Source organism: Elioraea tepida, from assembly GCF_019203965.1.
GTDB lineage: Bacteria > Pseudomonadota > Alphaproteobacteria > Acetobacterales > Acetobacteraceae > Elioraea_A > Elioraea_A tepida.
Map to the genome: position 1 here is coordinate 2,867,662 of NZ_CP076448.1, position 21,123 is coordinate 2,888,784.

General features: G+C 69.4%; 18 protein-coding genes. 10 read left to right on the top strand and 8 right to left on the bottom strand.

All coding sequences use genetic code 11. From position 1 onward, the window contains the following. Nucleotides 1-41: 41 nt before the first annotated feature. Together KO353_RS13780 and KO353_RS13785 are read left to right on the top strand one after the other, a co-directional pair. Complete coding sequence (locus KO353_RS13780) at nucleotides 42-449, top strand: flagellar biosynthesis regulator FlaF (RefSeq protein WP_218285360.1); 408 nt, start codon at nucleotides 42-44, stop codon at nucleotides 447-449. Between the two features lie 7 nt (nucleotides 450-456). Then, nucleotides 457-1,230 carry a DUF1217 domain-containing protein gene (locus KO353_RS13785; protein ID WP_218285361.1) on the top strand — a complete coding sequence of 258 codons (774 nt, stop codon included), beginning with the start codon at nucleotides 457-459 and terminating at the stop codon, nucleotides 1,228-1,230. A gap of 172 nt (nucleotides 1,231-1,402) precedes the next feature. Here the strand turns inward: KO353_RS13785 and KO353_RS13790 are convergent, their stop codons facing one another. Further along, a complete protein-coding gene (locus KO353_RS13790) occupies nucleotides 1,403-1,630 on the bottom strand; it encodes a hypothetical protein (protein ID WP_218285362.1) in 228 nt (75 codons plus the stop codon). Between the two features lie 415 nt (nucleotides 1,631-2,045). Here KO353_RS13790 and KO353_RS13795 point away from each other — a divergent pair, with 415 nt between their 5' ends. The 5 genes from KO353_RS13795 (at nucleotide 2,046) to KO353_RS13815 (ending at nucleotide 7,702) form a co-directional block, all read left to right on the top strand. Then, entirely contained in the window at nucleotides 2,046-3,635 is a 1,590-nt protein-coding gene (locus tag KO353_RS13795; RefSeq protein WP_218285363.1) for an ABC transporter substrate-binding protein, read from the top strand. A 99-nt stretch (nucleotides 3,636-3,734) separates the two neighbouring features. Next, entirely contained in the window at nucleotides 3,735-4,712 is a 978-nt protein-coding gene (locus tag KO353_RS13800; protein WP_218285364.1) for an ABC transporter permease, read from the top strand. After that, nucleotides 4,709-5,650 carry an ABC transporter permease gene (locus KO353_RS13805; RefSeq protein WP_218285365.1) on the top strand — a complete coding sequence of 314 codons (942 nt, stop codon included), beginning with the start codon at nucleotides 4,709-4,711 and terminating at the stop codon, nucleotides 5,648-5,650. The genes KO353_RS13800 and KO353_RS13805 overlap by 4 nt, the downstream gene beginning before the upstream one ends. Nucleotides 5,651-5,652: 2 nt before the next feature. After that, entirely contained in the window at nucleotides 5,653-6,630 is a 978-nt protein-coding gene (locus KO353_RS13810) for an ABC transporter ATP-binding protein (RefSeq protein ID WP_218285366.1), read from the top strand. Between the two features lies 1 nt (nucleotide 6,631). Further along, nucleotides 6,632-7,702 carry an ABC transporter ATP-binding protein gene (locus KO353_RS13815; protein WP_218285367.1) on the top strand — a complete coding sequence of 357 codons (1,071 nt, stop codon included), beginning with the start codon at nucleotides 6,632-6,634 and terminating at the stop codon, nucleotides 7,700-7,702. 130 nt (nucleotides 7,703-7,832) lie between these two features. Here KO353_RS13815 and KO353_RS13820 read toward each other — a convergent pair whose 3' ends face one another. The 6 genes from KO353_RS13820 to KO353_RS13845 all read right to left on the bottom strand — a co-directional run bounded on the left by KO353_RS13820 (nucleotide 7,833) and on the right by KO353_RS13845 (nucleotide 15,306). Continuing rightward, on the bottom strand, nucleotides 7,833-9,503 hold the full coding sequence (locus tag KO353_RS13820; RefSeq protein WP_218285368.1) for a formate--tetrahydrofolate ligase: 1,671 nt from the start codon (nucleotides 9,501-9,503) through the stop codon (nucleotides 7,833-7,835). 72 nt (nucleotides 9,504-9,575) lie between these two features. Next, on the bottom strand, nucleotides 9,576-10,964 hold the full coding sequence (locus KO353_RS13825; RefSeq protein ID WP_218285369.1) for an aminotransferase: 1,389 nt from the start codon (nucleotides 10,962-10,964) through the stop codon (nucleotides 9,576-9,578). 125 nt (nucleotides 10,965-11,089) lie between these two features. Next, entirely contained in the window at nucleotides 11,090-12,382 is a 1,293-nt protein-coding gene (locus tag KO353_RS13830) for an ABC transporter substrate-binding protein (RefSeq protein WP_218285370.1), read from the bottom strand. Nucleotides 12,383-12,420: 38 nt separating this feature from the next. Further along, the gene (locus tag KO353_RS13835) at nucleotides 12,421-13,227 is read right to left on the bottom strand and encodes a carbohydrate ABC transporter permease (RefSeq protein WP_218285371.1); all 807 of its coding nucleotides are present in this window, start codon (nucleotides 13,225-13,227) and stop codon (nucleotides 12,421-12,423) included. A 16-nt stretch (nucleotides 13,228-13,243) separates the two neighbouring features. Next, the gene (locus KO353_RS13840) at nucleotides 13,244-14,146 is read right to left on the bottom strand and encodes a carbohydrate ABC transporter permease (RefSeq protein ID WP_218285372.1); all 903 of its coding nucleotides are present in this window, start codon (nucleotides 14,144-14,146) and stop codon (nucleotides 13,244-13,246) included. Then, entirely contained in the window at nucleotides 14,143-15,306 is a 1,164-nt protein-coding gene (locus KO353_RS13845) for an ABC transporter ATP-binding protein (RefSeq protein WP_218285373.1), read from the bottom strand. The genes KO353_RS13840 and KO353_RS13845 overlap by 4 nt, the downstream gene beginning before the upstream one ends. Nucleotides 15,307-15,731: 425 nt before the next feature. Here KO353_RS13845 and KO353_RS13850 point away from each other — a divergent pair, with 425 nt between their 5' ends. Next, a complete protein-coding gene (locus KO353_RS13850) occupies nucleotides 15,732-17,249 on the top strand; it encodes a DegQ family serine endoprotease (protein ID WP_218285374.1) in 1,518 nt (505 codons plus the stop codon). A 27-nt stretch (nucleotides 17,250-17,276) separates the two neighbouring features. On the opposite strand, the gene serB is transcribed toward KO353_RS13850, so the two are convergent. After that, the gene (gene serB / locus KO353_RS13855; protein ID WP_218285375.1) at nucleotides 17,277-18,179 is read right to left on the bottom strand and encodes a phosphoserine phosphatase SerB; all 903 of its coding nucleotides are present in this window, start codon (nucleotides 18,177-18,179) and stop codon (nucleotides 17,277-17,279) included. A 23-nt stretch (nucleotides 18,180-18,202) separates the two neighbouring features. Between serB and miaA the strand changes: the two genes are divergently transcribed. Continuing rightward, nucleotides 18,203-19,198 (top strand): tRNA (adenosine(37)-N6)-dimethylallyltransferase MiaA, encoded by a 996-nt coding sequence (miaA, locus tag KO353_RS13860; protein ID WP_218285376.1) that lies wholly within the window; start codon nucleotides 18,203-18,205, stop codon nucleotides 19,196-19,198. Nucleotides 19,199-19,291: 93 nt separating this feature from the next. Further along, on the top strand, nucleotides 19,292-21,115 hold the full coding sequence (locus KO353_RS13865; protein WP_218285377.1) for an acetolactate synthase 3 large subunit: 1,824 nt from the start codon (nucleotides 19,292-19,294) through the stop codon (nucleotides 21,113-21,115). The last annotated feature ends 8 nt before the right edge of the window (nucleotides 21,116-21,123 follow it).

Sequence of the window (21,123 nt, forward strand, 5' to 3'; positions counted from 1 at the left end):
CGCCCCGCTCCCACGCCCATGCCCGCAGAAGGCCGACCCCGATGAGCGTCGCGCGCTACACCACCGCCATGACCGCAACCCAGGGCCCGCGCGAGATCGAGCTGCGCGCCTTCCGCACCGTCAACGCCATGCTCGCAGGCGCCGGCGATGACGTGACCGCCCGAACCAAGGCGCTCGCGAAGAACTACGAGCTCTGGTCGCTGCTGCTGGCCGATCTCGTGCACCCCGACAACGGCCTGCCGCGCGACCTCAAGGCACGGCTCGTCTCCCTCGCGCTCTGGTCGCGCGAGGAGAGCGACCGTGCGATCGGCGACGCCGCGCGCAGCCTCGAACCGCTGCGCGCCGTCAACCGCGACATGATCGAGGCGCTCGAGGCGCAGGCGAAGGCCGCCTCCGCCGGGAAGCCGCCCGCACAGGAGCGGCCGGCGAGCCTCGCCGCCACGGCGTGAGCCGCCCGTGCTGAACGGTCTCGGTGCCCCGGCGGCCTGGGTGCTGCTGCAGCGCAAGGGCGAAGCGCTGCAACAGCGTTTTGAGCAGCAGCGGACGGTCGCGCGGGACGTCGAGCGGTTCCGCGAGCGCGCGCGCGAGATCGGTTCCGTCGAGGAGCTGATGCGTGACCGTCGCAGCCTGCAGTTTGTCCTCGAGGCGTTCCAGCTCGAAAGCGAGATCGACAAGCGCGGCATCATCCGCCGGCTGCTGACCGACGACCCGCAGGACGTCCGCAGCTTCGCCAACCGCATGGTCGACCCGCGCTACCGCCAGATCAACCGCGCCTTCGGCGGCATCGACGGCCCGCCGCTCGCCGACCCGCGCCTGGTCGACCGGATCGTGAACCTCACGCTCACCAACCGCTTCGAGAAGGCGCAAGGCGAGGCCAACCCCGGGCTGCGCGAGGCGCTCTATTTCAAGCGCATGATCGGGGGCGTCACAAACGTGAACCAGCTGATGAGCGACCGGGTGTTGACGGCCGTGGCGCGCGGCGCGCTAGGCCTGCCCGAGAAGTTCGGCCTCCTCTCCTTCGAGCAGCAGCGGTCGATCCTCGAGAAGCGGATCGACTTCAAGAGCTTCGCCGACCCGAAGGCGGTGGACCGTTTCGTGCAGGCCTATCTGATCAAGACGCAAGGCGCGCAGGCGCCAGCGCAGAACCCGATGCTCGTCCTGCTCGACGCGAGCGGTGGCGCGGGCGGGCTGCTCTCGTTCGTGGGAAGGAACGTGTCGTTGCGTGTCTAGCGACGGGCGAGGCCAGGATCATGCTTTGGTGCGCCGTGCTCGCCGCGTTTGTCGCCTCTCCTTTGGCCGACAACGCCTCCCCAGCGCGGACTGCGATACGACCAGCGTGTTCTGTGGCCTCGACAATCATGCCCTGGCACGACACCGGCGCGCCGGCGGAGATGGAGGCCCGTCAGGCGACGACGGCGAGCCCGTCCCTGCCGTTGCGCGGCTCACCCGTTCCGGCGGAGGGGGCCTTGTCGGGCGCGGGCGCGAGGGGAGGCGGAGCGTGGGCCTGCCCGCCTGAAAGCGCCGCCTCATAGGCCTTCAGCTTCTGCGGCGAGGGGATGGTGGTTGCGACTTCTCCCGAGTCGTCGAAGAACTCGACGACGACGAGGCCGAGCTTCATGTCGAAGCGCATGGACGGGTTCACGATGGGCGCCACGTTTCCGCCCGCCGGCGCGGGCACGGTCGTGGCCTCCACTTCCCGAAGCTGCGCCGCCGGCGCTGACCCCTTCTGGACCGGCGACGCCGCTGAGACAGGGCTGATCGCTGGCATAGGATACCTCCGCCTCGAATACTAGGAAAACGGATGAACATGGTCAAGAATGAAAAACTTAAAACGAGGTAAATGCGCAAGCGCGCATCAGATCCGCCCTAGTCATTGTCAGGTCTTCATACGATTGTCTTGCATCCCGCGCGGCCGCGCTCCGGCGTCGTCCGCTTTCTCGTGCGGCAGGCCCCGTTCTCCGGCGGGGTCCGCACTGCCCTATCGCTGGCCATCGCCAGCGGCCGGGGATAACCTTGAGTGGTCGAGAAGGAGCGGGAGTGGAGAGATGACCCTCGTGAGCGGCTTCCGGCGTGCGCTGATCGGGGCAACCATGCTCGGCGGGGTGCTGGCATGCCCGGCGGCGGAAGGGCAGACCGTCACCATCGCGGTCGGCGCGCCTATCACCTCGATCGATCCGCACTACCACAACCTCGCGCCGAACAACGCGATGGCCGAGCACATCTTCGAGCGGCTCGTGCAGACCGATGAGCGGGCGCGGCCGATGCCCGGGCTTGCCGAGAGCTGGCGCGCCATTGACGACACCACCTGGGAGTTCAGGCTTCGCTCGGGCGTGAAGTTCCACAACGGAAGCGACTTCACGGCCGATGATGTTGCCTTCACGATTGCCCGAGCACCGAACGTGCCGAACAGCCCCTCGAGCTTCGGCATCTACACGCGGGCAGTGGCCGAGGTTCAGGTGGTCGATCCGCTGACGGTCCGGTTCAGAACGCGCTCGGTCTATCCGCTTCTGCCGACCGATCTCGCCCAGATCGCGATCCTCGATCGCGAGACGCACCAGAACGCCGCGACGGAGGATTTCAACAGCGGCAAGGTCGCCTTCGGAACCGGCCCCTACCGATTCATCCGCTACGTGCCGGGCGATCGAATCGAGCTCGAGCGGAACGACAGCCACTGGGGCCCGCGCCAGCCCTGGCAGCGCGTGAACTATCGGATCGTCGTCAACGACGCGGCGCGGACGGCGGCGCTGCTCGCGGGCGATGTCGACCTGATCGACCAGGTGGCGACCACCGACATCGCCCGCCTCCGCGCCGACCCGAGGGTCTCGATCAGCGAGATCGTCGGCCTCAGGATCATCTATTTGCATCTCGATCGGTCGCGCAGCGACGGCACCCCCTTCGTGACCGGACCGAATGGCGAACCGCTCGGGCGTAACCCGCTCGACGATCTTCGCGTGCGGCGTGCGCTGTCGCTTTCGATCGACCGCGCCGCAATCGTCGAGCGCGTGATGGAGGGCGCCGCAATCCCGGCCGGCCAGTTCCTGCCAGAGGGAACCTTCGGCCACGTCCCCGGTCTCGAGGCGCCGAAATACGATCCCGAAGCTGCGCGCAGGCTTCTTGCCGAGGCCGGGTTCCCGAACGGGCTGAGGGTCACCTTGCACGGCCCATCGGACCGTTACGTGAACGATGCGCGGATCATCCAGGCGATCGGCCAGATGTGGACGCGCATCGGCATACGCACGACCGTCGAGCCGCTCCCGTGGACGACCTTCATCGCCCGCGCCGGCCGGCAGGAGTTCAGCCTGTTCCTCGTCGGCTGGGGCTCGGCGACGGGCGAGGCCTCGAGCCCTCTCCGGAGCCTGGTTGCGACCTTCGACCGCGAGAAGGGCTTCGGGGCCTCGAACCGAGGCCGCTATTCGAACAAGCAGCTCGACGCGCTGCTCGAGCGCGCGCTTGCGACCGTCGACGACGCGGCGCGCGAGAAGCTGTTGCAAGACGCGACCAGGATCGCGATCGAGGACGTCGGCATCATTCCGCTGCACATCCAGAAGAACGTTTGGGCCGCACGGCGGGGCTTCACCCATACCGCGCGGGCCGACGAGCTCACCCGCGCGATGGATGTCGCTCCCGCCCGTTGAGGCTGCCGCAGCGGTGCGCCTGGAGCCTTCCGATGCCGCGGTGCTGGCGACCGGGCTGATGGACGCGACGGTACGGCTCGAGGAGATCGCGGTCGGACCATGACCGTCTATCTCATCCGCCGCCTGATGCAGAGCGCGGTCGTCGTGCTCGCGATGACGATCATTCTCTTCCTCGGCGTCTATGCGATTGGCGACCCGGTCGAGATCCTGATCAGCCCGGACGCCGACCAGATCGAGCGTGAGCGCGCGATCGCCGCACTCGGCCTCGACCAGCCGCTCTGGCTGCAATACCTGACCTTCCTCGAGAACGCTTTGCGCGGCGACCTCGGGCGAAGCTTCGTGTTCAACGAGCCGGCACTTCGGCTGATCCTGCAGAAGATGCCGGCCACACTCGAACTTGCGCTCGCGGCCACCCTGTTCGCCGTGCTGCTCGGCCTGCCACTCGGGCTCTGGGCAGGGCTCAGGCCGGAGGCGCTGTCGAGCCGCGTGATCATGGCCGGCTCCATCCTCGGCTTCTCCCTGCCGACCTTCTGGGTGGGGCTGATGCTGATCATGGTGTTCGCGGTCGAGCTCGGCTGGCTGCCCTCCACCGGCCGCGGGCCGACGGCGGAATTCCTCGGCCTGCACTGGTCGTTCCTGACGCTCGAGGGCCTGCGGCACCTCGTGCTGCCGGCGATCAACCTCTCCCTGTTCAAGATCTCGCTCGTCATCAGGCTCACGCGTGCCGGCGTGCGCGAGACGGTGCTCATGGACTACGTGAAGTTCGCCCGTGCAAAGGGGCTCGCGCCACGGCGGGTGATCTTCGTCCACGTGCTCAAGAACATCATGATCCCGGTGCTCACGGTCACGGCGCTCGAGTTTGGCTCGACGATCGCCTTCTCGGTGGTGACGGAGAGCATTTTCGCCTGGCCCGGCATGGGCAAGCTGATCATCGACAGCATCTACGTCCTCGACCGGCCCGTGATCGTCGCCTACCTCATGATCATCGTGCTGATGTTCATCCTGCTCAATTTCGTGGTCGATGTGATGTACAGCGCGCTCGACCCGCGCGTGCGGCTTCAGGACCAGCGCGGATGACACCGCCGTCGGTGGAGAGCACGGCCCTCGGCGTGCCGCCGCGGCAAGCGGCCGCCGCACCGCGCGAGGAGACGCCGCTCCGCCGCTTTGTCTCGGATTTCGCCGAGAGCCGCCTCGCGGTCGTCGCCTTCGCCGCGTTCGTTCTGATCGTGCTCGCTGCTCTGCTCGCGCCTGTCATCGCGCCGCAGAACCCCTATGACCTTGCGCAGCTCGACATCATGGACGGGCGCTTGCCGCCCGGAAGCGTCGGCGGCGCAGGGTTCACCTACCTCCTCGGCACGGATGACCAGGGCCGCGACATGTTGAGCGGCATCCTCTACGGGCTCAGGATCAGCCTGGCCGTCGGCGCCGGCTCCGCCTTCATCGCCTTCTGTGCCGGTACGGCGCTCGGCCTCGTCGCCGCCTATTTCGGCGGCCGCACCGACACGGTGATCATGCGGCTCGTCGACCTGCAGCTCTCCTTCCCTGCCATCCTCGTTGCGCTGATGATCCTCGCCTTCCTCGGCAAGGGAATCATCAACGTCGTGATCGCGATCGTCGTCGTGGAATGGGCCTATTATGCGCGCACGGTGCGCGGCACTGCGCTCGTGGAGCGCCGGCGGGAATACATCGAGGCCGCGGCCTGCCTCGCTCTCTCGCACGCGCGGATCGTGTTCCGCCACCTTCTGCCGAACTGCCTCCCGCCCTTGATCGTAGTCGGGACGATGCAGGTCGCGCGCGCGATCGCGCTCGAAGCCACACTCTCCTTCCTCGGGCTTGGCGTGCCGGTTACCGAGCCTTCGCTCGGCCTCCTGATCGCGAACGGCTACGAGTACCTGCTGTCCGGCCGCTACTGGATCAGCTTCTATCCCGGGATCGCCCTGCTCGTGACGATCGTGGTGATCAACCTCGTCGGCGACCAGCTGCGCGACGTGCTCAATCCTCGGCTTCGCAGGTAGCGATGGCCGCAACCCTCGAGGTCCGCTCTCTCCGCGCCCACTTCTTCACCAAGGCCGGCGTGGTGAAGGCGGTGGATGACGTCTCGTTCTCGATCGGCGAGGGGCAGGTGCTCGGGCTTGTCGGCGAGAGCGTTTCGGGCAAGTCGGTCACCGGCTTCTCGATCCTCGGCCTCGTCGACCCGCCCGGGCGCGTGGTCGGCGGCGAGATCCTGTTCAAGGGCCGCGATCTGACGAAGCTGTCCGAGGAGGAATGGCGTCGCGTCCGCGGGCGCGACATTGCGATGATCTTCCAGGACCCGATGATGACGCTCAATCCGGTCCTCAGGATCGACACGCAGATGATCGAGACCGTGCTCGCGCACGAGAAGGTCAGCGAGAAGGCGGCGCGGGCGCGGGCACGCGAGGCGCTCGTCCAGGTCGGCATCCCGAGCCCGGACGAGCGCCTGCGCGCCTACCCGCACCAGTTCTCGGGCGGGATGCGGCAGCGCGTGGCGATCGCGATCGCGCTCCTGCACCGGCCGGCGCTGATCATCGCCGACGAGCCGACGACGGCGCTCGATGTCACGATCCAGGGGCAGATCCTCTATGAGGTTCAGAAGCTCTGTCGCGAGATGGGCACGAGCCTGATCTGGATCACGCACGATCTCGCGGTGGTTGCCGGCCTCGCCGACGAGATCTGCGTCATGTATGCGGGGCGGATTGTCGAGAAGGGGCCGGTCGATCAGGTGCTCGATGCGCCGCTGCATCCCTACACGAAAGGTCTGATCGGTTCGGTGCCGAGCCGGAACGTGCGCGGCCAGAAGCTCGCACAGATCCCGGGGATGACTCCCTCGCTGCTCAGCCTGCCGCCAGGCTGCGCGTTCCGGGCGCGCTGCCCGCGCGCCGATGCGGCCTGCCTTGCCGAGCCTGCGCTCACGCGCCCGCGCCCGGGGCGCGAGATACGCTGCTTCCACCCGCATCTCGTCGACGAGGTCGTCTGAGATGGGAGGGGGCGAGGAGGCGAGCGCGCCGACGGCCGGCGCGCCGGTTCCCACCCACGGCGCGGGCGCGCGCACGCCGATCCTTTCGCTGCGCGGCGTGAGCCGCGAGTTCCGCAAACCGTTCGACCTCGCCGCGCGGCTCGCGCGGCGTCTCGGCGCGGACATCCGCGAAGAAGTCGTGCATGCGGTCGATCGCGTCGATCTCGATATCTTCGCGGGCGAGGTCGTCGGCCTGGTCGGCGAAAGCGGCTGCGGCAAGTCCACGCTCGGGCGGATGGTGGCGGGAATCCTTCCCCCCACATCCGGAACGATCTTCTGGAAGGGGCGTGACCGGGCCTCGTTCCCTCCGGGAGAGGCGAAGGCCGCGAAGCTCGCCGTGCAGATGATCTTCCAGGACCCCTATGCGAGCCTCAACCCGCGGCTTCGGGTCGGCGAGATCATCGGCGAGGCGCCGCTGGTGCACGGGCTCGTCCCCGCCGCTGAGCTCGAGGCGTATGTCGACGAGCAGATGCGCCGCGCCGGGCTCGACCCCGCCTTCAAGCGTCGCTATCCGCACCAGTTCTCGGGCGGCCAGCGCCAGAGGATCGGGATCGCGCGGGCGCTCGCGGTCGGGCCCGAGTTCCTCGTCTGCGACGAGGCGGTGGCGGCGCTTGATGTCTCGATCCAGGCGCAGATCCTCAACCTGTTCATGGATCTGAGGCGCGAGCTCGGCCTCACCTATCTCTTCATCAGCCACGACCTCGGCGTGGTCGAGCACCTCTCAGACCGGGTCGTGATCATGTATCTCGGCCGGGTGGTGGAGAGCGCTCCGGCCGAGGAGGTGTTCGCGCGCCCGAACCACCCCTACACGCAGGCGCTGCTCGCCGAGGTGCCGCGAATCAGCAACCGGAAGCGCGCCTTCGCTGGAGTGAAAGGGGAGATCCCGTCGCCGCTCGCTCCTCCTGCCGGCTGCCACTTCCACCCGCGCTGCTCCCACGCCATGCCGATCTGCCGCGAGGCGGCCCCGCCGCTTCGCGAGGTCGCGCCAGGGCACCTCAGCGCCTGCCATCTGAACGACCGCCCCGCGGTCTGATCCGCGCGGGAACGACGGCCGGCCGAGCACGCGTCAGGCCGCCCGCTGCCCTGAGCGCCCTGCTGCGGCCGAGGCTTCACCGTGCGCGTGCGCCGCTTCGCCTGAGGCTCGTGGAAGCGTGTCAAACCGCTCAGAACAGGCCCTCGATCCGCCCCGCCGGATCGAGGCAAATCCCTTCCGCGGCTGGAACCTTCGGCAGGCCGGGCATGGTCATCACCTCGCCCGCGAGGGCGACGATGAAGCCCGCGCCTGCGCTGAGGCGGACGTCCCGAACCGGGAACGTGTGCCCAGTCGGCGCGCCGAGGAGGCCTGGGTCGGCCGAGAAGCTGTACTGCGTCTTCGCGACGCAAATCGGCAGATGCCCGAACCCGGCCTGCTCGTAGCCCTCGAGCTTCCGCGCCGCGGCAGGAGCGATCACCACCTCGCCCGCGCGATAGATCCGTGTCGCGATCATCCGGATCTTCTCGGCGAGCGGCATCGCGTCGGGATAGAGCGGGCGAAACGATGCCGTGCCGGCCGCGAGGCGGGCCATCACCGCGCGCGCGAGCGCCTCCGCCCCCGCCCCGCCGTCGGACCAGTGGGTGCAGAGATGCGCCTCTGCCCCCGCCGCCGCTGCCGCCCCCTTCACCGCGTCGATCTCGGCCTCCGTGTCGGTGCCGAAGCGGTTGAGCGCCACGAGAACAGGAACGCCGAAACCCGAGAGGTTCTCGATGTGGCGGACGAGATTCGCCGCCCCGCGCCGCACCGCTGCCACGTCCTCTCGGCCAAGCTCCGCCTTGGCGAGGCCGCCGTGCATCTTGAGCGCGCGCACGGTGGCGACGATTACGCCCGCAGCCGGCGCGAGCCCGCTCTGGCGGCACTTGATATCGAGGAACTTCTCAGCACCAAGGTCGCAGCCGAAGCCCGCCTCGGTGACGACCACATCGGCGAGCGAGAGGGCGGCGTGCGTCGCGATCACGCTGTTACAGCCATGAGCGATGTTTGCGAAGGGCCCGCCATGGATGAACACAGGCGTTCCCTCGAGCGTCTGGACGAGGTTCGGCGCGAGCGCGTCGCGCAGCAGAACCGCCATCGCCCCGTCCGCCTTCAGGTCGGCCGCCGTCACGAACGAGCCGTCGCGCCGGGAGCCGACCACCATGCGCCCAAGCCGCGCCTGAAGGTCGGCAAGGTCGTTCGCAAGGCAGAACACTGCCATCACCTCCGAGGCGACGGTGATGTCGAACCCGTCCTCGCGCGGATGGCCGTTCGCCGCGCCGCCCAAGCCCTGGACGATCTGGCGCAGCGCCCGGTCATTCATGTCGAGGGCGCGGCGCCAGGTGATTCGCCTCGGATCCAGGCCCAGTGCGTTGCCCCAGTGGACGTGGTTGTCGATCAACGCCGCGAGCAGGTTGTTGGCCGAGGTGATGGCGTGGAAGTCGCCGGTGAAGTGGAGGTTGATGTCCTCCATCGGCACGACCTGGGCGTAGCCGCCGCCCGTGGCGCCGCCCTTGACGCCGAAGCAGGGCCCGAGCGAGGGCTCGCGCAGGGCGGCCATCGCGCGCACGCCGATCCGACGCAGCGCGTCAGTGAGCCCAACGGTCGTCGTGGTCTTGCCTTCGCCTGCAGGCGTGGGGTTGATGCCGGTGACGAGGACGAGCTTTCCGGTGGCGGGGCGGCCAAGGATGGCCTCGAGGGCGACCTTTGCCTTGTAATTGCCGTAGGGCTCGAGCGCGTCGGCGGGAATTCCCGCCGTCGCGGCGATCTCGGCGATCGGGCGCAAGCGCGCGGCGCGCGCGATTTCGAGGTCCGACCCCTGTGCCATGGACGCTCCTCCTCAGAGGGCAACAGCCCCCGCCGCGACGCGCGCGGGGAAGGCAAGCCGGGACGACCGTCGCTACTCGGCGGCGCGTGCGAGGTCGGGGCGCAGAACGGCCCAGGCAGCGTCGAGCCCGCGCCCGAAGGCCTCGCACATCGCCGCGATCTCCTCCTCGGTGATGATCAGCGGCGGGGTGAAGGCGATCCGATCGCCAATCGCGCGCACGATCAGCCCGTTGTCCTGGCAGGCCTTCTGCACCACGAGCCCAGCCTTGCGCTCTGGCGGGAAGGGGGTGCGCCTCGCCTTGTCGGCCATCACCTCGACCCCCGCGATCAGCCCGATGCCGCGCACGTCGCCCACGAGCGGGTGGTCGCGGAACCGGCCCAAGCCCTCGAGGAAGGCGGGCGAGACGCGACGCACATGGCCGAGGATGTCGCGCTCCTCGTAGATCTTCAGCGTCTCGAGCGCGACGGCGCAGGCCACCGGATGCGCGCCATAGGTGAAGCCGTGTCCGAAGGTGCCGTTCTTGCGGCTGCCCTCGATCAGCGCGGCGTGGATACGGTCGGAGATCAGCGTGGCGCTGATCGGCTGGTAGGAGGCGGAGAGCTGCTTCGCGCAGGTGAGGATGTCGGGCTCGAGGCGGTAGGTCTCGCTGCCCCAGAGGTTGCCGGTGCGGCCGAAGCCGCAGATCACCTCGTCCGCCACCAGCATGATGTCGTGCTTCTTCAGGATCGGCTGGATCAGCTCGAAATAGCCGCGCGGCGGGGTGATGGCGCCGCCGCCGCCCTGCACGGGTTCAGCGAACATGGCGGCGATCGTCTCCCCGCCCTCGCGCTCGATCAGCGCCTCGAGCTCCGCCGCCATGCGGGCCGAGAACGCCTCCTCCGTCTCGCCCGGCTCGTGCGCGCGGTAGTAGTGCGGGTTCGAGAGGTGGAGAAACCGCCCGCCATAGGGGAGGTCGAAATCCGCGTGCATGTGCGGCTGGCCGGAGACGGAGGCGGCGGCGACCGTGTTGCCGTGATAGCCGCGGATCCGGCCGATCAGCTTCTTCTTCTGCGGCCGCCCGACCAGATTGTTGTAGTACCAGATCAGCTTGATCGCCGCGTCGTTCGCCTCCGACCCGGAGCACTGGAACAGAACGTGGTTGAGCCCCCGCGGGGCGATTGCGGTGAGCTTCTCGGCGAGCCGAACCGAGGGCTCATGCCCCTTCTGGAAGAAGGTGTGGTAGTAAGGAAGCTCGAGGAGCTGCCGGTAGGCGGCCTCGGCAAGCCGCCGCTCGGAGAAGCCGAGCGAGGCGCACCACAGCCCCGCCATCGCCTCGATGTAGCGGTTTCCCTCCGTGTCCCAGACATGGACGCCTTCGCCGCGGGCGATCAGAAGCGCGCCCTCGCGCGCATGCGCATCGAGGTCGGTCTGCTGGTGCACCACATGGGCAAGGTCGAGGGCGTGCAGGCTGTTGGCGCGCATTGTCGTGCTCCTCCGCGTCGCGGTCCGGCATAGTGTCGCGCAACCGCGCGCAGGCGGGAAGAGGCGCGGCGGAACGGTCGCCGCGCCCCTCCGGTCCTCGCCGTCCCTGGCGAGGCCCTGCCGCGTCAGCCGGACCGCATCAGCGCGTTCGTCTCGGCGACGATCCGGGCAAGCCCCGCCTCAGGCGTCAGCTCGCCGCGCATCACGAGCGTGATGACATCGCGCTGGGCGCGCCAGATCCGCACGTTGTTGCCGCCAGGGTAGCCGCCCCAGGGCCCAGCCCGGTCGGCCTGCCGCACGGCCGTGAGCGCGTTCGGGTTGGCGCGATACCACGGCCCGAGGAACTGCTCGCCGACGGCGCGGAGATTCGTCGGTAGATACCCCGTCATCTCGACGACGACCTTCTGCGCCTCGGGGCCGGTGACGAACTTGAGGAAGGTCCAGGCCGCACGCTGCTTCGCCTCCTCGCGCGCGAGGATCACCGCGGCGTTGCCGCCGGTCGGGATCCGCCCCTTCTCCTGGTCGGTGATCGGGAACACGTGGGTTCGCAGCGTGAACTTGTCGCCGACGAGCCCGGTGATCTGGGCGAGGTTGGCGGGGCTTGCCGCGTAGATGCCGATCTTGCCCGCGCCGAACTGCTGGCGTGACTGGTTCCAGTCGATCAGCTGCATCCCGCCCTCGGTGACGAAGCGGCGGAAGGTGCGAAGCGCCGCGAGACCGATCTCGTTGTCGAACCCGACCGCGCTCTCGTCCGGCGTAAGCAGCGACCCGCCGGCCTGGGTGATCATCGCCTCGAACAGCCACCCGTCCGGCCAGCCGTGCACGTCGTAAGCGATGCCGTTGATGCCCTCGGCCGGGGTGTTGATCCGGCCGGCAAGCGCGATCACCGCGTCCCACGAGGTCGGCAGGGCGTCGGGGTTGCCGCCCGCGCGCCGGACGAGGTCGATATTGTAGTAGAGGATCGGGTTCGAGGCGTTGAAGGCGAGGCCGTAGAGCCTGCCGTCAACCCGGCCCAGGGCCAGGATCCGATCGCTGTAGTTCTCGCGGCGGAACGTGTCGCCTTCGGCAGCGAGAAGCGCATCGAGCTCGATGATCTGGCCGCGGCGGGCGAGGGTCCGGGCGAGCTCCGGCAGCAGGTGGAACCCCGAGTAGAACACGTCCGGCAGCTGGTTGGTCAGCGCCTGGCGCATCACCGTCTGGTGCCCCTCGTCGTAGGAGGGGGCGGGGGCGCGGAAGGCGATCCGTATGCCCGGGTTGGCGTCCATGAACAGCTTCGCCACCGGCTCGTGGAACCGGGCGAAGGAAGGGAAACAGTAGAGGACATCGAGCGTGACCGGCGCCTGGGCCGCCGCCGGAAGGGCGGCGAACGAGCTGGCGCCGAGGGCGAGCGTGCCGAAGCGGCGACGGGTGATCCTCATCTTTGGTCTCCTGCTGGTGTTTGGGGTCGGACGACGGGTCATTTCAGGCCCGTCATGGTGATGCCCTCGATGAAGCGCCGTCGCGCCACAAGGAAGGCGAGCACGAGCGGAGCGGTGATGATGGTCGCCCCCGCCATCAGCGCGCCGTAGTTCGAGCCCGTCTCGGCATCGCGGAAATAGAGCATCCCGAGCGGCGGCGGTGCGAGGCGCGTCTCGGTGATCACGATCAGCGGCCAGTAGAGGTCGTTCCAATGCGCGACGATCGAGAAGATCGAGAAGGCGGCGATCGCAGGCAAGGCGGCGGGCACGACGAAGCGCCAGACGATCTCGAACTCGCCCACGCCGTCGAGCCGGGCCGCCTGGATGATCTCGTCGGGGAAGGACTTGAAGAACTGCCGGAACAGGAAGATCGCGAACACCGAGAGAAAGAACGGGAACATCATCGCGAAATAGGTGTCGAGCAGGCCCGTGTGCGCGAGGCCGAGATAGAGCGGCAGTGCCGGCACCTGGATCGGGATGCAGAGGGCGGCGAGCACGAGGCCGAAAAGGAGGCCGCGGCCGCGGAAGGGGAGCTTGGCGAGCGCATAGGCCGCAGGGATCGCGACCGCGAGCTGCACGACGAGAATGCCCGCGCAGACGATCACGCCGTTGAGCATGAAGCGGAGCAAGGGTGCGGTCGTGAGCGCGCGCGCGTAGTTCTCGAAGCCGATGAAGGCCGACGCTCCGAAGCCCTCGAACACCGCAGCAGCGGGCCGGAAGGACGTCAGAACCATCCACACGAAGGGCAGAAGCATCACCGCCCCGCCGAGCCCGAGAACAACCAGCGCAACGATCCGCCCAAGCATCAGTCTTGTCTTCGTCTCAATAGTGTATCCTTCGGTCGAGCGCGGCTGCCTGCAGGATCGAGAAGGCGAGGATGAAGGCGAGGAAGATCAGCGTCAGCGCCGCGGCGTAGCCGATGCGGAAATACTGGAACCCCTCGAGATAGATGACATAGAGCAGAACCTCCGACGCACCGGCGGGCCCGCCCTCCGTCAGCACCCGCACCGTGTCGAACACCTTGAAGGCGGTGATCGAGGTGGTGACGGTGACGAACATCGTCGTCGGCCCGAGCTGCGGCCATGTGACGCGGAAGAAACGGTCGATCCCGCCCGAGGCGCCGTCGAGCGCCGCCGCCTCGTAGAGGTCGCGCGGGATCGCCGAGAGGCCGGCGAGGAACAGGATCATGTTGAAGCCGACGAGCTGCCAGATGCCGATCGCGGCGAGCGTGGGCAGGACGAGGGCCGGGTCGGAGAGGAAGGCCACCTCGCCGAGACCGAGAGCGAGGGTGATCTCGCGCACCGGCCCGAGCCGCGGGTGAAGCAGGAACTGCCACACCGTCGCCATCGCGATCAGCGTCGAGGTGACGGGCAGGAAGTAGATCACCTCCCAGAGCGAGCGGCTACGGATCCGCCGGTGCACGAGAAGCGCCGCACCAAGGCCGAGCAGAACCCCGCCCGGAAGCACGATCGCGACATAGGCGAATGTGTTGGTGATCGAGCGCCGGAACACCGGATCGGCGAGCGCGCGGGAAAAGTTGTCGAGGCCGAGGAACCGGATGTCGACCGCGCCGAGAATGTAGTCGGTCAGGCTCAGCCAAATCAGCACGGAGACCGGAACGATGTAGATGAGCGCGAGCAGGAGCGCGGCGGGCGCGGCAAAGGCGTGGCCGATCCGGAGCGCGAACGGTTCAACAGGGGCAGGGGCGGCGAGGGCGAGGCTCATGCCGTCGCTCCGATTCGTGTGCGCAACGGCTCTGCGACCAGACGCCGCCCCTCCGCGTCGAAGAGAAGCGCGCGCGCCGGGTCGGGCAGAAGCCACAGGCGCTCCCCGAGCAGGCCGGCGTCTCGGGCCGCGTCATGCGCCGCCGCCGTGAGTCGGCAGACGACAGGCGTCGGTGCTGGTCCCTCGAGCGTGGCGTAGAGAAGCCACTCCGCGCCGAGATTCTCGGCGCGAGAGAGCCGCGCCGGCAGGGCACCCGGCGTGCCGTGCCGCACCGGCGTGACGGCCTCGGCGCGAAGCCCGAGAATCGCTGCATCCGGGATCGCCCGAAGCGCGAGCCGGGTGCCGGCGGCGACGAGGGCCTCATGCTCGAGCCTGACCGGTATGCAAGCAATCGGCGGCGAGCCGATGAAGGACGCCACCGCGAGTGTTCGGGGCGCGTCGTAGAGCTCCGCAGGCGTGCCGAGCTGCTCGATCCGACCCTCGAGCATCAGGGCGACGCGGTCGGACATCGTCATCGCCTCGGTCTGGTCGTGCGTCACGTAGACGAAGGTCGCGCCGAGGCGGCGGTGCAGGTCGGCAAGCTCGCCGCGCATGTGCACGCGCAACTTCGCATCGAGGTTCGACAGCGGCTCGTCCATCAGGAACGCGTCCGGCCGCCGCACCATGGCGCGGCCGAGCGCGACTCGCTGGCGCTGCCCGCCGGAGAGCTCGGCCGGCTTGCGCCCGAGCAGGCCCTCGAGCTGCAGCGCGGCCGCGACGGCCTCGACCTCGGCCATGATGCCGCGCATGATCCGCCGCCGCCGCGGCGAGAGGAGGCGCAAGAGCGGCAGACGCTCGAGAAGCGTCAGGCGCTGCATCTCGAGCGGGGTGGCGATGTTGCGCGCCACCGTCAGGTGCGGGTAGAGCGCGTAGGACTGGAACACCATCGCCACGCCGCGCTCGGATGGGCGCACCCCGTCGACTCGGCGCTGCCCGATCGTGACGCTGCCGCTGTCCTGCCGCTCGAGCCCGGCGATGATCCTCAGAAGTGTGGATTTGCCGCAGCCAGAGGGCCCGACCAGGGTGAGGAATTCGCCGTCGCGGATCGCGAGCGTGACGTCTCGCAGCACGCGCGTGCCGCCGAACGACTTGCAGATCCTCTCGAGCCCGATCGCCGCCACGCGCCGCCCCCGCCTCGCCGGGCGGGGATGCTAGTGTCTGCCTGCGTGCCGCGAATGACGCTTCGGTTGCACTTAGGTGAAAAACTGTTCCGGCCGGCGGGGCAGCCGGTCCGTCAGGGGGGCGCCTGCACCGGGCCTGCTGGCCCGGTCCAGCCCCTGAGCGCAGTCGGAGGGACGACGGGCGCGGCGCCGGGCAGGAGGGCGCACCGCGCTGTGTGCCGCCCCCCGTCCGCCACGAGACGGGCTTCGTCGGCCCATGCGTTGCGGAGGGGAGAGACGGGGAGTGATCAGAAGCCTGGGAGCGGGCGCGCAGGGTCCTTCCTGTCCGGGCGCATCGGCAATAGTGTAGGCGCGGAGTTCAGGGCGCGCTGGTGCGCTATCGTCCCGTGCCTCAAGGCACTCGCAAGCAGTACGACAGGATGTCCATGGCTCGCATGTTCCGTCCCGCCGCCGCGCTTCTCGCGGTCGGCCTCCTCGCGGCACCGCTCGTGACGCCGCCACCGGCGGTCGCACGCGGCGCGCCGGAGAGCTTCGCCGATCTGGTCGAGCGTCTTCTGCCCTCGGTCGTCAACATTCAGACGAGCCAGACCGTGCAGGCGCGCGGTGACCGGCAGGGCCCCGACGGCATGCCGCAGTTCCCGCCGGGCTCTCCGTTCGAGGAGTTCTTTCGCGAGTTCTTCGACCGCCAGCAGCGCGGCGGCGAGCGGCAGCCGCAGCGGCCACGCCGCGCCCAGAGCCTCGGCTCCGGCTTCATCATCGAGTACAGCAACGGCGAGGGCTACATCGTTACCAACAACCACGTCATCGACGGTGCCGACGAGGTGAACGTGGTGCTGACCGACAACACCACCCTGCGCGCTGAGGTGGTAGGGCGCGACCAGCGCACCGACATCGCTCTCCTGCGCGTGAAGACGGAGAAGCGGCTTCAGCCCGTTCGCTTCGGCAACAGCGAGACCCTGCGGATCGGCGACTGGGTGGTGGCGATCGGCAACCCGTTCGGGCTCGGCGGCACGGTGACGGCGGGGATCGTCTCGGCGCGGGGGCGCGACATCCGGATCGGCCCCTATGACGACTTCATCCAGACCGATGCCGCGATCAACCGCGGCAATTCCGGCGGCCCCTTGTTCAACATGGCGGGCGAGGTGGTGGGCATCAACACCGCGATCTTCTCGCCAACGGGGGGCTCGATCGGCATCGGCTTCGCGATCCCCTCCAACATCGCGACCAATGTGGTGGCGCAGCTGCGCGAGTTCGGCCGGACGCGGCGAGGCTGGCTCGGGGTGAGGATCCAGCAGGTGACGGAGGAGATCGCCGAGAGTGTCGGCCTGCCCGACGGGCCGCGTGGCGCTCTCGTCGCGGGCGTGAACGAAGGCGGCCCGGCCGACCGGGCACGGCTTCAGAACGGCGACATCGTGCTTCGCTTCGACGGGCACGAGATCCGCGAGATGCGCACCCTGCCGCGCGTCGTCGCCGAAACGCCGATCGGCAAGCAGGTGCCCGTCGTGGTCTGGCGCGCCGGCCGCGAACTAACCCTCACCGCGACCGTGGGCGAACTGCCCGAGGACACGCAGCAGGCTGCCGCCACGCCCGGGCCGCAGGACCGTGGCGGGCGGCCGGTCGAGCTGCCCGGGATCGGCATGCGTGTGGCCTCGATCACGCCCGAGCTGCGCGAGCGCTTCGGCCTCTCAGCCGAGGCCAAGGGCGTGGTCGTCGTCGAGGTTCTGCCGAACAGCCCTGCGGCGGAGCGCGGCATACGCGCAGGCGACGTCGTGGTCGAGGTTCAGCAGGAGGCGGTCTCCACCCCGGCGGAGGTGCAGCAGCGGATCGACCGTGCCCGCCAGGCCGGGCGCCGCAACGTGCTGATGCTGATCGAGAGCCAGCAGGGGCTGCGCTGGGTGCCGCTTCCCGCCGCGCCGCAGGGCGGAAACCGGGCCCCGGGCTGATTCCGCCCGGGGGCCGGGCGGCGCGGCTCAGCTGCGGCCGACGAGCTCGGCCTCCGTGTAGCCCTGCGCCCAGAGAAGGGCGGTGAGGTCGCCATGCGTGATGCGCACGCGGGCGGCGGCGGCGACCGAGGGCTTGGCGCGGAAGGCGATGCCAAGACCGGCGGCCTGGAGCATCGGCAGATCGTTCGCCCCGTCGCCGACCGCGAGCGTGGCGGCGAGCGGCAAACCCCGCGCCGCAGCCAGGCGGCGCAGGGTGGCGAGCTTCGCCCCCTTGTCGAGAATCGGCTCGACCACCCGGCCCGTGAGCACCGCCCCGTCCGTCTCGAGCTCGTTGCCCTCGTCGAGATCGAAGCCGAGCGCCGAGGCGACGTGGCGCGTGAAGAAGCGGAAGCCGCCCGAGACAAGGGCGGCATAGGCGCCGTGCGCCCGCATGGTGGCGACCAGCGTCGCGGCACCCGGCATGAAGGCGAGCCGCTCCTGCACGGCGGCGAGAGCGCGCACCGGCAGCCCTTCAAGCATCGCCACGCGCTCGCGCAGCGCCGCGGCGAAATCGAGCTCGCCGTTCATCGCCCGCGCGGTGATCGCCGCGATCCTCTCCTTCAGTCCGGCCTGGTCGGCGAGCTCGTCGAGCGTCTCGCCCACCACGATGGTGCTGTCCATGTCGGCCACAAGCAGGCGCTTGCGCCGCCCCTCCGCGGCTTGCGCGACGAGGTCGAAGGGCGCGTCACCGAGGGCGGCGCGTGCGGCCGCCTCGGCCGCCTCCGGCGCTGCCTCGGCGAACGGGATGTCGGCCGCCTCTCCCGGCTTGAGCCAGAGCGGCGCGCCGGCGAGAGCGCCGATCCCGCGCATCGCCCCGCGGACGGCATCGAGCACGGCGCGGTCGAGCAGCCCGCTCCCCGGCGGGGCGATCACGGTCAGCACCAGGTCCATCCGCCGACCATGGCGGGGCGGCGATGACGGCGCAAGACGAGCCGCCGCCGGCCCTGATCGTCGCCGGGCCGACGGCGAGCGGCAAATCCGCGCTTGCTCTCGCGCTTGCGGAACGGCTCGGCGGGGAGGTGATCAACGCCGACAGCATGCAGGTCTATCGCGACCTGAGGATCCTTACCGCTCGCCCCACGCCAGAGGAGGAAGCGCGGGTGCCGCATGCTCTCTACGGCATCCGGGACGCCGCCGAGCCGGCCTCGGCCGGCTGGTGGCGCACGGCCGCGCTCGAGGCGATGTCTCGAGCGCGGGAGGCCGGCCGCGTGCCCATCCTGTGCGGCGGCACCGGCTTGTGGCTATCGGCTCTCGTCAACGGCATCGGGGCGATCCCGCCCGTCCCCGCGGCGGTGCGGGCGGAGGCGCGCGCTCTTGCGGCCCGGATCGGCGCCCCGTCCCTGCACGCGCGGCTTGCGGCGCAGGACCCGGAGACCGCGGCGCGTCTTGAACCAGCCGACACGCAGCGGGTGATCCGCGCCTGGGAGGTGCTCGCCGCCACGGGCAAGGGGCTCTCCGCCTGGTGGGCGGAGCGTCGGGAGGCGCCGGCGCCCTGGCGCTTCGCGATGGTCCTGCTCCGCCCGCCGCGGCAGGAGCTTCGCGCGGCGATCGATGCCCGCTTCGTCGCGATGGTCAAGGCAGGCGCGCTCGAGGAGGTGCGGGCGCTCGCCGCGCGCGGGCTTGATCCGGCGCTGCCGGCGATGAAGGCGCACGGGGTGCCGAACCTGATCGCGTTCCTCGAAGGCGGGCTCCCGCTCGCGCAGGCGATCGCCGAGGCGCAGGCGATGGTGCGCCAATACGCCAAGCGCCAGGACACCTGGTTCAGGCACCAGGCGCTGGTTCCGCCCGAGCGCATGCATATGATCCATGCGCGTTTTGCGGGTCTAGCGCAACTTTCGGAACAGGAGAGGGGAAGTTTCTTTGCGTTTATTGACAGGGCGGGGTTGACGCACCGCGGCAGGCGCGCCTAGATGCCGCTCGCGGTGGCCAGGGCGCGACCCGCCCGGCCGCCGTTCGCGCTCATGAGGGGCGCGAAGGCCGGTTCGAACGGGGATGAGATCGTCATGTCCGCCATCCAGGCTTCCGCTGCCGAGGCGCCGACGGCAGAGCTGCTTCCGGGCGCGGAGATCGTCCTGCGCGCGCTCAAGGACCAGGGTGTGGAGGTCATCTTCGGCTATCCGGGCGGGGCGGTGCTGCCGATCTACGACGCCCTGTTCCAGCAGAACGCGATCCGCCACATCCTCGTCCGCCACGAACAGGCGGCGGTGCACGCGGCCGAAGGCTACGCCCGTTCTACCGGCAAGGTCGGCGTCGTGCTCGTCACCTCCGGCCCTGGCGCGACCAATGCGGTGACCGGGCTCGTCGACGCGCTGATGGACAGCATCCCGGTGGTGTGCCTCACCGGCCAGGTGCCGACGCATCTGATCGGCAACGACGCCTTCCAGGAGGCGGACACGACCGGGATCACCCGTCCCGCCACCAAGCACAACTACCTTGTCAAGGACAGCAACCAGCTCGGCCGGATCATTCACGAGGCATTCTACGTCGCCCGTTCCGGCCGCCCCGGCCCGGTGGTGGTTGACCTGCCGAAGGACATTCTGATCGGCAAGGGGCGGTACAGCGGCGTGCCGCAGGCGACGCACCGCTCCTACCGCCCCGTCACCGAGCCCGACCCGGCCGCGATCCGCACCGCTGTGGCGATGCTGAAGGCAGCCAAGCGCCCGATCGTCTATGCCGGGGGCGGGGTGATCAACTCGGGGCCGGAGGCCTCGCGGCTTCTGACCGAGTTCGTGCACCTCACCGGCTTCCCCTGCACCAACACGCTGATGGGGCTCGGCGCCTTCCCGGCCTCCGACCCGCAGTTCCTCGGCATGCTCGGCATGCACGGCACCTACGAGGCCAACCTCGCGATGCACGGCTGCGACGTGATGCTGAACATCGGCGCTCGGTTCGACGACCGCGTGACCGGACGGTTGCGCGACTTCTCGCCCAACAGCCGCAAGATCCACGCCGACATCGACCCCTCCTCGATCAACAAGAACGTGCGGGTTGATTGCGCGATCATCGGCGATGCGGCGAAGGTGCTGCGCGCCCTGATCGCCGAGTGGAAGGCCTCCGAGGCCAAGCTCGACACGGGCGCGCTCGCCGCCTGGTGGAGACAGATCGATGCATGGCGCGCGCGCGACTGCCTGCGCTACCGGCAGGCGACCGACGAGGGCGCGATCATCAAGCCGCAGTACGCGATCCAGCGTCTCTATGAACTGGTGCGCGAAACCGGCCGCGACACCTTCATCACCACCGAGGTGGGCCAGCACCAGATGTGGGCGGCGCAGTACTGGAAGTTCGAACGCCCGAACCGGTGGATGACCTCGGGCGGCCTTGGAACCATGGGCTACGGACTGCCGGCGGCGATGGGGGTGCAGATCGCGCACCCGGACGCGCTCGTAATCGACATCGCCGGCGAGGCCTCGATCCTGATGAACATCCAGGAGATGTCGACGCTCGCGCAGTACCGGCTGCCGGTGAAGGTGTTCATCCTCAACAACGAGTACATGGGGATGGTGCGGCAGTGGCAGGAGCTCCTGCACGGCGGCCGCTACTCCGAGAGCTACTCCGCGGCGCTTCCGGATTTCGTCAAGCTCGCCGAGAGCTTCCATGCGGTGGGCTTGCGCGCGACCAAGGTCGGGGAGCTCGACGGCGTGATCCGCGAGATGCTCGCGGTCGACCGTCCGGTGATCGCCGACATCTGCGTCGATCAGAAGGAGAACTGCTTCCCGATGATCCCCTCCGGCGCGGCGCACAACGAGATGATCCTCGGCCCCGACGATGAGGCGCCGAAGGGCGCCGCCCAGCCGGGGGTGACCGAGGAAGGCATGGTGCTTGTCTGAGCCGGCCG

Excerpts from the sequence above, each read along its gene's own strand:
- KO353_RS13780 (WP_218285360.1), top strand. The coding sequence starts at position 42 with ATGAGCGTCGCGCGCTACACCACCGCCATGACCGCAACCCAGGGCCCG.
- KO353_RS13790 (WP_218285362.1), bottom strand. The coding sequence starts at position 1,630 with ATGCGCTTCGACATGAAGCTCGGCCTCGTCGTCGTCGAGTTCTTCGAC.
- KO353_RS13795 (WP_218285363.1), top strand. The coding sequence starts at position 2,046 with ATGACCCTCGTGAGCGGCTTCCGGCGTGCGCTGATCGGGGCAACCATG.
- KO353_RS13800 (WP_218285364.1), top strand. The coding sequence starts at position 3,735 with ATGACCGTCTATCTCATCCGCCGCCTGATGCAGAGCGCGGTCGTCGTG.
- KO353_RS13805 (WP_218285365.1), top strand. The coding sequence starts at position 4,709 with ATGACACCGCCGTCGGTGGAGAGCACGGCCCTCGGCGTGCCGCCGCGG.
- KO353_RS13810 (WP_218285366.1), top strand. The coding sequence starts at position 5,653 with ATGGCCGCAACCCTCGAGGTCCGCTCTCTCCGCGCCCACTTCTTCACC.
- KO353_RS13815 (WP_218285367.1), top strand. The coding sequence starts at position 6,632 with ATGGGAGGGGGCGAGGAGGCGAGCGCGCCGACGGCCGGCGCGCCGGTT.
- KO353_RS13820 (WP_218285368.1), bottom strand. The coding sequence starts at position 9,503 with ATGGCACAGGGGTCGGACCTCGAAATCGCGCGCGCCGCGCGCTTGCGC.
- KO353_RS13825 (WP_218285369.1), bottom strand. The coding sequence starts at position 10,964 with ATGCGCGCCAACAGCCTGCACGCCCTCGACCTTGCCCATGTGGTGCAC.
- KO353_RS13830 (WP_218285370.1), bottom strand. The coding sequence starts at position 12,382 with ATGAGGATCACCCGTCGCCGCTTCGGCACGCTCGCCCTCGGCGCCAGC.
- KO353_RS13835 (WP_218285371.1), bottom strand. The coding sequence starts at position 13,227 with ATGCTTGGGCGGATCGTTGCGCTGGTTGTTCTCGGGCTCGGCGGGGCG.
- KO353_RS13840 (WP_218285372.1), bottom strand. The coding sequence starts at position 14,146 with ATGAGCCTCGCCCTCGCCGCCCCTGCCCCTGTTGAACCGTTCGCGCTC.
- KO353_RS13850 (WP_218285374.1), top strand. The coding sequence starts at position 15,732 with ATGGCTCGCATGTTCCGTCCCGCCGCCGCGCTTCTCGCGGTCGGCCTC.
- serB (WP_218285375.1), bottom strand. The coding sequence starts at position 18,179 with ATGGACCTGGTGCTGACCGTGATCGCCCCGCCGGGGAGCGGGCTGCTC.
- miaA (WP_218285376.1), top strand. The coding sequence starts at position 18,203 with ATGACGGCGCAAGACGAGCCGCCGCCGGCCCTGATCGTCGCCGGGCCG.
- KO353_RS13865 (WP_218285377.1), top strand. The coding sequence starts at position 19,292 with ATGTCCGCCATCCAGGCTTCCGCTGCCGAGGCGCCGACGGCAGAGCTG.